This window comes from Desulforhopalus glucosivorans (assembly GCF_054397165.1).
Map to the genome: position 1 here is coordinate 4,959,728 of NZ_AP044854.1, position 12,639 is coordinate 4,972,366.

Sequence of the window (12,639 nt, forward strand, 5' to 3'; positions counted from 1 at the left end):
AATCAGTCGGTTTTGGCATTAACTATTCTGTTCCTACCTTGTGCCTTTGCCTGGTATAGACAGTCATCAATTCTTGACAAGAGAAGAGTTGAGGTTTCACTGCTGTCGTATTGACCTATTCCGAAGCTTGCCGTAACAACCCTCTGTACACCGAAATCATACCGTTCTATTCTTTTCTTAAGATTTTGAATCAGCTTTCCGGCATCACCCGCGGTTGTATTGGGTAAGATGATAAGAAATTCCTCTCCTCCCCATCGACCGAAATGGTCACTCTTTCGTATTGAGCTTTTTACAAGAAAGGCCATTTGTTGAAGCACTGAGTCCCCTGTGAGGTGGCCGAACGCGTCATTTACTGACTTGAAATGATCGATGTCAAAAATTACGACTGAGAGTGGATCGTTTGTGATTTTTGTCCTCTCTATCTCTGTTGCCAGATGCTTTTCAATCGATTTTCTGTTGCTGATTTTTGTGAGGTGGTCAACGGTTGAGGAATAGTGGAGCTTTTTGTTGAGTGTTTTAAGCTTTTGAGTGTACTTACTGAGGGTGAATTGGCGCCACAGCAGTAGCGCAAGTATACAGGAAAATCCTAAGGCAAGATTTATGATGAAAGAACGGTTGAAAAACTGATTAGCCACCTCAATATCGAACCACTTTTTGTATAAACCGATTTTTTCTTTTTCAGAAAGAGAGTTAAGGCCTTTGTTAAAGATGGTTAAAAGTAAGGTGTTACCCTTTCTTACTCCCAGTTTCATCTTGTTTTCTTGTGGGACTGAACCAACAATTTTGACATTTTCCAGTGCAAGCGCTTCGATTGTATTCACGATGGTGGGTAGACCATCTATGGTTGCAAAAACTTTTTGTTCGCTGACAAGCTTTAGGGCTTCTCTGGTGTTCTCAACTTCCACAATTTGGATTTGTGGATGATGTTCTCGGACATATTCGGTGATGAAAAAGTAAGATTGCAGGGCAACTTTTTTACCATATAATTGGGAGTAGTCTCCAATAAAAGAGGCCTCATTTCTGGTGGCTATGACAGTGGCAAATTTAAAATATGGCTGGGTGAAGTCGATGTAAGAACGTGACTCCTCGGTCTCGTTCATCAGGGGAATAATGTCACACTGTCCTGCTTTGATGAATTCTAAACTTTGCTCCCATGTTTTGGTCGGTATTAGATTAAGGGAAGTGCCGAGACGCCTTGAAATTGTATTGATCAAGTCAGATGATAATCCGCTGTGCTCACCCTGGTCATTAATGAAGTCCAGAGGCGGCCAGGAAGGATCAACACAGATGTCGATTGTTTTATTTTTAAAGAGATATTCTTTTTCCGGAACGGTAAGATTTACCATGCTCTGTTCATAGATCTCATGAACCTGTAAAAGCCATTTCTTTCTGATTTTGTTGAGTTCATCACCGGATATTGCGTTGAGTCCCTTTTGGATGATCGTATGTAAAATGTCATTGTCCTGACTCGTTGCAATAGTGAGATTGCTAATGAACGCTTCCTCGTTGACCTGGAACGCAAGTCGTACATCGGAAACCATCTGCTGGGATATTATGTAATCAACGACACCAATTTCCTCCATGAATGCATCGGCCTTACCAGAATGTACGGCTGCAATACATTCAAGAATATCTCGAACGGCCAGCACCTTGACTTCCGGGTGGTATTTAGGGAGGTTGATTTCAAGGTCAAAACCTGCAGGTACTGCAATGGTTTTGTTTCTCAGGTCGTTGAAGTCGAAGTAGTTTCTGCTATCTTGACTATTGGTGAAGACTCCCGTCAGACTTTTTGCATATGGAGTTGTGAATTGTAATTTTTCACGTCGTTCAGGCAGATCAATGATATTGAGCATGACATCAAGTTGGTCAGAACCCATCAATTGCATGAATGTATCCCAACTCGGGCCGGTGATGTATTCTATTTGAAGCCCTGTGATATCGGCAATCCGGTTCATAACATCGATGCTAATTCCCTGTGCCTGTCCTGCACTATTGAAATTAAAGGGGGGCCAGTCGGTTTCGTTGTGGACTTTGATTGTGTTGTGCTGGTCTATATAGGCCTGTTCTGCACTGGTTAACTCAATTGCATTAGCGTGTGAGATGGTGAAAAGGAGTATGAGAATAGTTTGAATACAGAGTGAAAAAAACGATTGAAGACTGGTGTAGTATTGCATGTATTATTACAGGGCCTTGAGCATTGTTTGAGTGTCAGGAGTTTTTATTCTGTATTGGAGGGTATTGTTTTCTGAAGCGTAAATCAAATTATAAAGGCGATTTGCATTAAAATGGTAGAGATTAGTTGTTGTGGATTTTACCTCCCATGCTGAGGCAGTTTGGATGGAGAATATCTTTTGAGTAGATCCCATATCTCTGAACGGCTTTCTTGCAATCTTCTGGTGAAACAGGACAACTGAACTCAGGGTTAAAATCATTTACACGAGACGCAACCTTCTCTTCTATTTTTGGATCCTTGTAGCTGACACAATTGTTGCTCTCATCCCAGGTACCATCCAGGTAGTCCATAAGATTAAATTTCTTTTTGATTGTCCAAGCGCGCATCATTTTTAGGGAATGAATGGATTCCATAAGTTGAACGCCACAGCCGATATATGATGAACTGAATAGGTTTGTAATCCCTCCCTTTAATGGATCATTGCCCCCTGTAAGGACTCTATTCCAGAATCTCCAGCCGTTAAAGTTCGCCACTAGATCGGCATAAGAAAAAATCCCGGTCGTGATATAACCAAATTTCCCCTCTTCCTGATCTTTGCCCCATTGCATCGCCTGGGCTAAGGTATTATTTTGTAGATGGATCATATCAAAATATTCCCACCCCTCTGCGAAAAAATGACCTATTTTGTCGAGTCCAATTAAGTGCCCATCGATACGAACAACATCGCTTAATTCTTTTAAGTTAAGGGCAAATCCTTCAATCAAGCTGATATCGCGGTACACCGATTCATCAAGGGGGAGCGAGTAACTTTTATCCGCAAGTAATTCTCGAAGCTGTTTGTCCAGGCCGTATCCCTTAAGTCCCCATGAGGCTGTTAGAGTGCCGAAAATTGATTTCCTCAGTTCTCTGTATAATATTTCTTCATCACAAGATCCTCTATAGGGTGATCCTTCAAATCCCGATTGCCATTTATTTGCATTGGCTACCCCCTCTGCTATGCGATCGTTAATTATTGTATTGATAGTTTTAAGACTGTCTTCAAGGGCTATACTGCGTGAGGTCACACTGTCAATCTCGGCGCACTGGGGAGAAGTTGAAAAAGACAATAAGAGCAAACAGGTGATGATAGGTAATAGAGGTGCCATTTTAAACAATCTTTAAGTTGTATGAACTGTTGTGATTACATCAGAGTATTGATGTAGTACAAATATTGAAAGATTGCGCCTTAATTGTAAGATTATCCTTTAACATCTGAATCAATTGCTGCGGTATATTCTGTCTTGATCCAGCCAGTCGTGTCGTCACTCAGACGAATAAGGACCCAGCCCTCACTTACAGCTTCCACCCGGATAATATCATGTTTTTTAAGCTGTCCAACTGTGCTGTAGTTGAGACCAGGGCCTAAGCGAATATTTAATAATTGAGCTGTAACCAATAGCTCCTGTCCGATTGCGACTTCAGGGCTGATGTGTTTAACCGGTTGTGAGACGACTATATAACCCTGGGGAACTTGTTTATAAAAAATCCCTGAGCAGCTGTAAAAAGGCTGTCCGTCAATGGTGACCATATATGCAGCGGGTGGAAGTGCTGTTATTACTGCCCCAACCGGCGCCGGGGCAACAATATAACCTTTTGGGCCCTGTCTGTAGAAAAGACCGTCCATGAAAAAATACGCCATGGCCCCAACGCTTACCATGGTATACAATCCGGGTCCTGGGCCGAACCCTAATCTAGGTCCTGGGCCTCGGCCGCCGGGATATCCGGGTGTTGCCATAACCGGGCTGACTAAACAGGTTATCGATAATACAAATGAGCTTACGGCTATGACTATAAATCGGCTGTATTTTTTATGTTGTACGGTGACCATTATAATGTTTCTCCTAAAGGCTGTGGTGGAAAGTTATCTGGGAGGCCCTGATTTCTTTGTTTGCTCAGGTAGCGCAACCATGTGCTCGTCAATCACCTGGCATGTAGCTTTGAGTTCTTTACCATCCGGTAGCTTTAAATAAACATATTCTCCAGCCTGCTTATCGACACAAGCTGTGAATGCTTCATCAGGAAGAGAACTGGTTGGGTCGTTGTCCTCATCTTGTCTATTGGGTGGCCCTTGTTGACCTCCTTTTCCGCCGCCCATTCCGCCACCACCTCCGCGCCCCATGCCTCCGCCTCCTCCCTGTTGTCCCATTCCCTGTACGCTCTGTTGGCTTTCAGAGGTGTAGCTGTCATCTGTGGCACAACCGAACAGAGGAAAGCAGCATAATAGTGCCAAAATACAACCAGTTTTCATTTGTTTCTTAACTTCCACAGTAGAGTCTCCTCAATTCTTTGTATGTATAATGTGTTGTATCAGACAACCGATACGGAAGGCGGAGAACGTGATGAGTAGGCTTATAGCAGAGAGAATTTCACAGCCCACCTTATCACTACTTAGTCATACGCTTCATTGGAGAAGCTACAAAAAAATTGAGGAGGAAATGTGAAAGAAATCCTTTATCCGCTGCTTCATGGGGAGATGTTGTAATACGAAATGATAGCAGTGCGTTTTGCAGAGGTGTAGAGCTTGTTTGGATGTAGGAATAATCCAGGCACGAAGGTAGGGTGTAGTTAAAAATTGACAATTTCCATTCTTCTTGGTTTCAATAAGAAGACTGTGTTGTAATGTCGACTACCTTGTTGATGCTTAATTTATATTTGTCCAGTTGGGGCAATGTTACCCATGGTTGTGTTCATTAAAACGGTCAGAAATCTATGCAAAAAGAGAGTGTCTCGTTTCAAATATTTCTCTATTGTCTCTGTGGATTTCTGGTTCTTTTTTTTGTAAACCTGTATGGTGTCTGGGCCCTTGCAGATAATCTCTTACCAGCATCTGTCATAAAACTGCTTCCTGTAACAGCTGTTCTACTCTTTGTTGTTACGGTTTTCCTGTATTACTCCAGAAGAAGAGTAACGACATGTAAGGTACATTGGCCCATGGTTTGGGCTGGTGGGTTTGGCTGTATCTTCGCTCTTACCCTGCCTGACGGTCAGTTTCCTGTTAAGAGGGTTCACGTCATAGAGTATATGATTCTGGTTTGCCTGGTACGCTATACTATGTCGTACCATCTCCAAGGTCGACTACTGCTGTTTTTCTCTGTTCTGGCAACGATAATGTTTGGGCTCCATGATGAGTTGCTCCAAGGCCTTCATCCCTCCCGGACCTATGGTCTTAGAGATATGATTGTGAATGCTTGTGCGGCGTTGGGAGGGGGACTTATCTGGCACGGTGGGTCGCTTTTTCTCCGGCCTGAAAAAAATGATCAGAAGACTGTTGAGCGTAATGATTTAACGATAGCCTCAGCCTATCTTGTCTGGCTGTGTTTCTCTGTTATTGCATTTGTCTTTCCTCTTATGGCGTATCGGCAAGAACTCATCCCATACTGGCTACTACTGCCTCTTTCTGGAAGTGTTGTACTTTGGGCTTTGTATTCATCAGAAATTAAGGGGCCACTGAAATATGGTTGCACTGTTGTGAACTGTATTGTTTTCCTTTTTCTTATCTACCCGGTAGTGATAAATGGTTCGTCGTATATTTTTCATTAGCGCAGCGCTGGTCCTTTTTTCTCTGCTTGTGCAAGAGGGAATGGAGCAGTATCGCAAAGTTAACCAGATAAGCGTTATCTTGTTGACTGTTGAGAGCCTGCGTCAGGATATGGTGGGGAGTGATACGACTCCGAACCTGCTGCAGGCTTTGGAAGACGGGTATCGTTCATTAAATCACAGGGCGGTAAGTGGTTGGACGGGTACAAATATGATCTCTTTATTGAGTGGTTTGTCGCCATTTGAGACAGGAGTTCATACCAGAGGGCAATCTGTAGATGAAAATCTCGAGCTACCACTTAAAATATTGAACCAAAGGGGCTACAGAGTTGCAGGGCTGCAAGGGTTTATGACTATGGATCTCTATGGAAATTTAGGCCTTGATACCAGCGATGTCGGTAGTGATCCTATTTTCTGGCTGACCGAGCGTGGCCTGGATGGAGAGCCATTTTTTTTATGGGAGCACTATATCCATACCCATCTGCCCTATAGGCCGGGGAGGGAGTACCACGTGGATATGAGCTCGATTATGGATAACAACGAAGCATTGGAGAGGGTGAATACCGCTATTCATAGGACTAATATTCCCGTGGGAAGTGTAACATTTCAACCAGAAGACCTAGAGGCTATCCATGCACTGCACGAGGCAAATGTGCGGGAATTTGATGACTGGTTTGCAGATTTTTGGGAGTTTTTCAGAAAGAGTGGTCTGAGTACGAGGACTGTTTTAATAGTTACTGCAGACCATGGGGATGAGCATGGCGAGCGAGGCAATGTTGGCCACGCCTCTACCAATGGAGGTGGACATCTGCACGAAGAGATTGTTCGAGTTCCTCTATTTTTCTGGTTGCCTGAAAAACTGCGAAAGCAACGTTATACTGCAACCTTTCAACAGAGCAATCATATGGATGTTATGGTGACTCTGTTTTCATTACTCGATATTTCTCTGCCGGAAATGTTACAGGGGCGTGATTTTTTCAATTCTTCTGTAAAACCAAGTTGGTATGGTATGACCTCTGGTGGCGGCTTCAGAGAAAAAGATCCAGACAATATTCAGTACTATGAGTATGGAATGCTTGATGATGGTTGGAAACTTCTGTGGCGCATTGAATCAAATGGCAAAGAAGAGAGGCGCTTATATAATCTAAAAGATGATCCTAGGGAACAGTATAATCTTGCTTTACAGCATCCTGAGACTATGTCTAGATTGCAAAATGCGCTTAAGCAAAAGATCGCTACGGCCCACCAGCGTCGTGTTGATCCACGTATTGTTCCTCGTAATGATGGTCTTGGGGCAACAGTTCGTGGTGGACCACAATGGGTGTTTCCTGAGAAAAGTGGTCAGTATGTCTATGAGGATTTTGAGGGTGGAATATACCTGCAGTGGCAGGGGGATGATGACGCTGATTATATCTTGCAATATAAGGTGGGAAAAGGAGAGTCGACCCTCGATGGCCAGCTTGAGATTCGTGGAATAAAGAAAGATTTTGGTCGCCTCAGTAAAAGATATTGGAACACCTGGATAGTTCCTGCAAGTCCTCTACAAGTTCGGGTGAGGCGGGATGGCCAAGGCGGTTGGAGCGACTGGTTGATATTGGAGCCTCAACCATGAAACGATTGAGGCTATTGTCGGCTATCTTGGTATGCAGTTTGAGTGCAGGGCTATGGTTGCTCAATATGTCCAAGTCCCCGGTTATTGACCATGACCTTCAGATGCAGCGGAAGTATCTTAATTCGGTGTATGATACACTTGCTCCTGACCTGCAGGAGCAGCGTATTTTAGCCATGGATTATTGGCTCAGGTACCCCGATGTGAGAAATGATTCGTTTTGGGGGGAGGATAGTCGGCTGGGGATACAGGGGCCTGCTGATCATTATAAACATCATGGTCGACGGGAGGGTCGAATATATGCACGTGTTATGAGACCTGATGATATGGTTCTGGAAAAGGAGTTAGCTGAGTTGTACTGGCGGCGGAATCCGGATGTTGCTGGATCTTCAATTTGGGGAAGGGAGGGCGCTCTGGGCTTATTGGGCCCTCGTGATCATTATCGTTTTTTTGGTAAACACCAGGGACGAAAATGGGGTAAGTAGGGCAAATCCCAAGGCTGTTCTGACCAAAGGCGATCGGCAAGTGTAGTCTTTTCTTCAATATCACTGTTATTTGCACAACTATATCCCCGGAATATCGGGTATATGTCTCTGGTAAAATTTACAAATGCCTTGATCTTTAACGAAATATCCAATTTTTCAATGTACCTTGAAGTTGCTATACTGTAATTACGGGTATACAATTATTTGAAGTAAGAATCTGTACTAGAGGACTCCACTGTGTCTATTGGGAGAGTAGAGCACTATGCGATATATACGCGAAGAGAACATTGCCACTACAAGTTTTATCTACGCGATTGTGATGGTTTTACTACTCACTTTTACAACCGGTGGGCTGCTTATCGCCAAAGAATTTTTTTCCCTTAAAAGTGATCTTGTAACTCTAGAACAAGAACTCACTCGTGAGCAGAGAGAACAGTTAGAAGAAGATGTGTCGCAGCAGGTAGCTCGGATCGATTCCCTACGCCATAGCATGGGAAAACGTCTTGAACATGAACTCAGTAATAAAGTTTCTGAAGTGCAGAGTATGGCAACGAATATGTACCACACTCTTGAGAGGAAACTGAGTAGGGAAGAAATTGCCGATACAATAAAAGAAGCGATACGTCCGGTCCGTTTTTATGAAAAGGCTGGGTATTTCTTTATCCTTTCAATGAAAGGTGATGCAATCTTATACCCTGCAATCATGGGGATTGAGGGAAAGAACTTTCTTTTAGATGACACTGGGACAAACCCTGATGTAGCACGTAATATTATTCGTCTGGCTAAAGAACAAAAGCACGGTTTTTATCATTATGACTGGGTAAAACCTGGAAATAAAGATAAAAAACTTTATCCTAAAGTTTCATACTTCTCCTATTTTCAACAATTGGATTGGGTTATTGCTACTGGGGAATACTATGGCAATCTCGATGAGATTGCCAGGAAGACCATCACTAAAGATCTTGAATCAAGTTTTGCTGTGACTAACGATTATTTCTTTCTCTACGAAATACACAATTTGGATGGTGGAGATAACTTTGCCACCATGGTTGTGAATAGTAATCGGCCTGAACTTGTGGGGAAAAAGATATCAGACAGTTATGCAGATATTAAGGGGAAACAGTTCAGAAAAGAGTTTCTCAAAGGAATCCGGGAAAAGGGAGAAGCTGAAAGCATCTACTGGTACAAAAAACCGGATGGTTCGGGAGTAGGTCGTAAAATGGCATATTTCAAATATTACCCGGATTGGAAGTGGGTCGTTGCGAGAGGGGTATATCTGGATCATTTGGACGCTGTAATTGTTGCCAAAAAAGAAGAGCTTCGGACAAAAGTAAAAGATGATATCGTCTTACTCTGCACCATCTTCTTAGTTGCAGTGGTTGTTGCACTTATTGTTGCGTATTATTACGCGCAGCAATTACAGGAGATTTTTACCAGTTATAAATGTACTCAGCAGGAACATCTTGCAAGCCTTGAGGAACTCAATAAGGCTCTAGAGATCAAAAGTAATACTGATGTGCTGACAAGAATCTATAATCGTGGATATTTTAATCAGCATTTTTCCATGGAAATAGCGCGTGCCAATCGTTACCAGAGTCCACTCTCATTGATTTTATTCGATATTGATCGCTTTAAACTGATAAACGATACCCATGGTCATCTTACAGGGGATATAGTCTTGCAGGAAATGGCTGGTCTGGTGCAAGAACAGATTCGCAAAAATGATTTGCTTGCCCGCTGGGGAGGCGAGGAATTTACGGTTCTTGTTCCAGGAGTGGAGAAGGAAGACGCCTTGCTGTTTGCCGAAAAACTAAGGAAAATTATTGCCGAGACACGTTTTGCCGGTACGTTGATGATAACCTGCAGTTTTGGGGTCAGCAGTTATGTACTGCCTGAAGATGGAGATGATTTACTGAACCGTGTAGATAAGGCGCTCTATAAGGCCAAAGAAAATGGACGGAATCAAAGTGTTATGGTCTGAGAGTGATCGGTGTATTCTAACCCCGATAAACGGGATAAGTACCTCGAAGGACTCACTGCGTTCACTTATCTGGAAGTAATTTTAAGTTCGCAATGTTAAAAAGGTCCTCCAGTTTTCTTATTTTTTATGACAGCTTTTCTGGAGTAAGGTACTAAAAATGAATTATTCACTGAATATGACCTGAAAAATATATAAGGACTTTGCAAAAGACCACGATGGGAAGCCGTCTCCAAGCAGCGAAATGATAGCAAAATGTTATGTTGGTTAGTCCACATTCCAGTCAGGATGATGTTTGCGTGCGTGTTCTTTATCCATCATTCCGGTTATCATTGAGGCAATCATGGGGCGATGGTTCTTAAGCATCAAGGCTGCAACGTGAGCTAGAAAAAGTATCATAAAAAACATACCCGCAATGGTGTGGGTAAAGGCGACTATCTGAAGCAACATCGGGTCTAGAACAATTGGGCCTAAGTTCTTAAATGATTTAATTAAACCTGTTATGACCAAGACAAGGCTGGTCGAACCAATGATGGCATAGATAACCCGCTGTTTGGCTTGAAATTTTCCGTGGAGAGGTTCTTCTCCAAGACCGAACATCGCAAGAAATCCACGAATAGCATTACCTAAATCTCCTGATTTCGGCATAATTGCAAATTCTTTTCGCCTGAGATGATAGGTGAGATGGAAGAATAGAGCTGCCGTAAATATTGCGGCCCCAATGTAGTGGATGAAAAGAGTGAGTTCAAAGTTTCCGGCCCATGACAGTCCTGGAATTTTGACTATGTTATATCTCTTGCCCATGGGGAGCTGCATAAAACCGGAGAAAAGTAGAACAATACCGGAAAATGCAATAATCCAGTGGCTCATTCTTACAGTAAGGGAGTGTCTGCGTACCTTTGTCATTATTTATCCTCTTCGCTGCTATTACCTGCAAGGCCCAGTGCTGCTATGATACCTACGATTGGAGCCACAAGACTGAGCAGTGCCCAGTTTCTTTGCTTTTCCAGTATGTTTTCAGATACGCTGAAGCGAAGCTTCTTTTTGCCTTTCTCTTGAGGCTGGGCCATCAATGCCTGTTCGATGTCATCAAAGGGTACAGGGGAAACATAGAGTGTCGATGTTCCGCCGTTTTCATCTTTGCCAAAAATGTGGCCATTATATTGTGATTTGAGTTCCTCGGCTTGGGCGAATATTTCATCCCGTCGTCCTATGATCATGGCCTGTTTCGGGCAGGCCTCAATACAGTGTGGTTTCTCGCCCCCGGCAAGTCGATCGCGGCAAAGATCACATTTATACATAACGCCCCCACCAACAGGTAAAAATCGTTGCCAAAGTGTATATATTCCTACGCCGGCTTGGCGTTGTGGGACGTGCCAAGGGCAGACTGTTCTGCATTTTGCACCACCAAAACAGAGATCGTGGTCAATGTATACAGGTCCTTCTGCCGTCTTATGTTTAACACCAAAAGGGCACAGCTTTGCGCAAGGTGGGTTATCACAATGCATGCAGCGCCTGGGAATTGAGATTTCCCTGTCACCAACGGTCACTTTTTGGAGAAAAATCCAGTTATATGGTGTGAACTGGTCTGAGATCTGCTTTTTGCCTGACCAGTCTTCATGCTTTTTCTGTGGCCAGTAGTCTCTGAGTTCTTCTTTTGCAGGATTTGGAAAGGAGGAACTTCTTTCCAGCCGGCAGGCTGCAACACAGCGTGGTGTATCAAAGGCGCTACAGCCATCACATTTTTCAAGATCTATTAGGGTGGCATAGGAGTCATCTGTAATTGCTGCCTGAACATTGCTTTTTGGCAGTATAGCAAGGGCTCCCGCAGCACCGGTTCCGGTAATAAATGTCCTTCGGTTTATCTTCACGGTTATGCTCCTCCTGTTATGTGAATAGAGCACTACTTTACAGCAAAAGATGAGAAAATCAAATTTAATTAAAAAATTAAATTGATGCGGTTGGCGCAGTTCAATATGTAAGGGTGTATGGTTGTAGTGACTCAAGGGCGTTATAGATTTAAAATAGAACAAAAAAACCAGTACTACAGTGAGATAGTAGCCCTTGACTCAAGCAATAGTTGCGGGAGCCTCTTTATTTCTTTTGAGCAATATCTATAGTATGTGTGAATCTGCTTGTCAGATTGAGAGAGTACTGCCAGATCAGTACGCGAGAATAACAATATGCAAAACCCATAATGGGAATAATATAGAATGATTACAATTTCAGATAAAGCACGCAAGATGCTAAAACAACAAGGGCTCAACGGTGATGCCTTTGTCAGAATTCTTGTTAAAATCGGCGGATGTGCAGGTATGACATATGAGGCGGAGATTGCAGAACTCATGTGGGAGGGTGAAACCATTGCCTATCAGGATGATGAGGTGAGGGTCGTTTCAGATAGTGAAAGTCTTCAGTATCTTGACGGACTAGAAATCGACTATTCATCGGATCTGATTTCGGTGGGGTATCGTTTTCGGAACGAGAGCAACGAGTCCTCCTGTGGTTGTGGTGCAAGTTTTACTCTGGCAGGATATCCAACCATTGAGCAAGGAGGGACGAGCTGTGATTGCTAATCCAATTCCACTACTCGGTGGCAAGTCGGTCTTTTGTATTAATGAAGAACAGATGCAGGAAGCCAATCGTTTACGTACTGATGATACTGAATCGTCAAAAAAAATAGAATATCACCTACAACAAATAGAGCAGGGGCTCAGTAGAAATGAACAGGCCGCTTTAGCGTTTACCTTGATAGAACGCTTAAAAAATAGTTCATGAATTTGCGGAAATATCTGTTTTTTATTTTTTTTAAGGCACC

The 12,639-nt window shown here is 43.1% G+C and carries 12 protein-coding genes; 6 read left to right on the plus strand and 6 right to left on the minus strand.

Features of this window, described 5'->3' with window-relative positions:
• Positions 1-2: 2 nt before the first annotated feature.
• The 4 genes from ACX6CI_RS21230 to ACX6CI_RS21245 form a co-directional block, all read right to left on the minus strand.
• Positions 3-2,174, minus strand: a complete 2,172-nt coding sequence (locus ACX6CI_RS21230; RefSeq protein ID WP_458775646.1) for a transporter substrate-binding domain-containing diguanylate cyclase — start codon at positions 2,172-2,174, stop codon at positions 3-5.
• A gap of 121 nt (positions 2,175-2,295) precedes the next feature.
• Positions 2,296-3,318: a hypothetical protein gene (locus ACX6CI_RS21235; RefSeq protein WP_458775647.1), complete on the minus strand. Its 1,023-nt coding sequence runs from the start codon at positions 3,316-3,318 to the stop codon at positions 2,296-2,298.
• 92 nt (positions 3,319-3,410) lie between these two features.
• Positions 3,411-4,040, minus strand: a complete 630-nt coding sequence (locus ACX6CI_RS21240) for a DUF6515 family protein (protein WP_458775648.1) — start codon at positions 4,038-4,040, stop codon at positions 3,411-3,413.
• 33 nt (positions 4,041-4,073) lie between these two features.
• Positions 4,074-4,478: a hypothetical protein gene (locus ACX6CI_RS21245; RefSeq protein ID WP_458775649.1), complete on the minus strand. Its 405-nt coding sequence runs from the start codon at positions 4,476-4,478 to the stop codon at positions 4,074-4,076.
• A 443-nt stretch (positions 4,479-4,921) separates the two neighbouring features.
• On the opposite strand from ACX6CI_RS21245, the gene ACX6CI_RS21250 reads away from it, so the two are divergent.
• From ACX6CI_RS21250 to ACX6CI_RS21265, 4 genes are all read left to right on the plus strand, one after another.
• The gene (locus tag ACX6CI_RS21250) at positions 4,922-5,752 is read left to right on the plus strand and encodes a VanZ family protein (protein WP_458775650.1); all 831 of its coding nucleotides are present in this window, start codon (positions 4,922-4,924) and stop codon (positions 5,750-5,752) included.
• Positions 5,727-7,361: a sulfatase family protein gene (locus tag ACX6CI_RS21255; RefSeq protein WP_458775651.1), complete on the plus strand. Its 1,635-nt coding sequence runs from the start codon at positions 5,727-5,729 to the stop codon at positions 7,359-7,361. The genes ACX6CI_RS21250 and ACX6CI_RS21255 overlap by 26 nt, the downstream gene beginning before the upstream one ends.
• Positions 7,362-7,426: 65 nt before the next feature.
• The gene (locus ACX6CI_RS21260) at positions 7,427-7,843 is read left to right on the plus strand and encodes a hypothetical protein (RefSeq protein WP_458775652.1); all 417 of its coding nucleotides are present in this window, start codon (positions 7,427-7,429) and stop codon (positions 7,841-7,843) included.
• A 262-nt stretch (positions 7,844-8,105) separates the two neighbouring features.
• The gene (locus ACX6CI_RS21265) at positions 8,106-9,824 is read left to right on the plus strand and encodes a sensor domain-containing diguanylate cyclase (RefSeq protein WP_458775653.1); all 1,719 of its coding nucleotides are present in this window, start codon (positions 8,106-8,108) and stop codon (positions 9,822-9,824) included.
• 264 nt (positions 9,825-10,088) lie between these two features.
• Here ACX6CI_RS21265 and ACX6CI_RS21270 read toward each other — a convergent pair whose 3' ends face one another.
• Together ACX6CI_RS21270 and ACX6CI_RS21275 are read right to left on the minus strand one after the other, a co-directional pair.
• Positions 10,089-10,727, minus strand: a complete 639-nt coding sequence (locus ACX6CI_RS21270) for a cytochrome b/b6 domain-containing protein (protein ID WP_458775654.1) — start codon at positions 10,725-10,727, stop codon at positions 10,089-10,091.
• Positions 10,727-11,692 carry a 4Fe-4S dicluster domain-containing protein gene (locus ACX6CI_RS21275; protein WP_458775655.1) on the minus strand — a complete coding sequence of 322 codons (966 nt, stop codon included), beginning with the start codon at positions 11,690-11,692 and terminating at the stop codon, positions 10,727-10,729. Before ACX6CI_RS21275 ends, ACX6CI_RS21270 begins: the two co-directional genes overlap by 1 nt.
• 342 nt (positions 11,693-12,034) lie before the next feature.
• Between ACX6CI_RS21275 and ACX6CI_RS21280 the strand changes: the two genes are divergently transcribed.
• Both ACX6CI_RS21280 and ACX6CI_RS21285 read left to right on the plus strand, forming a co-directional pair.
• On the plus strand, positions 12,035-12,397 hold the full coding sequence (locus ACX6CI_RS21280; RefSeq protein WP_458775656.1) for a HesB/IscA family protein: 363 nt from the start codon (positions 12,035-12,037) through the stop codon (positions 12,395-12,397).
• Entirely contained in the window at positions 12,387-12,599 is a 213-nt protein-coding gene (locus ACX6CI_RS21285; RefSeq protein WP_458775657.1) for a hypothetical protein, read from the plus strand. The genes ACX6CI_RS21280 and ACX6CI_RS21285 overlap by 11 nt, the downstream gene beginning before the upstream one ends.
• The last annotated feature ends 40 nt before the right edge of the window (positions 12,600-12,639 follow it).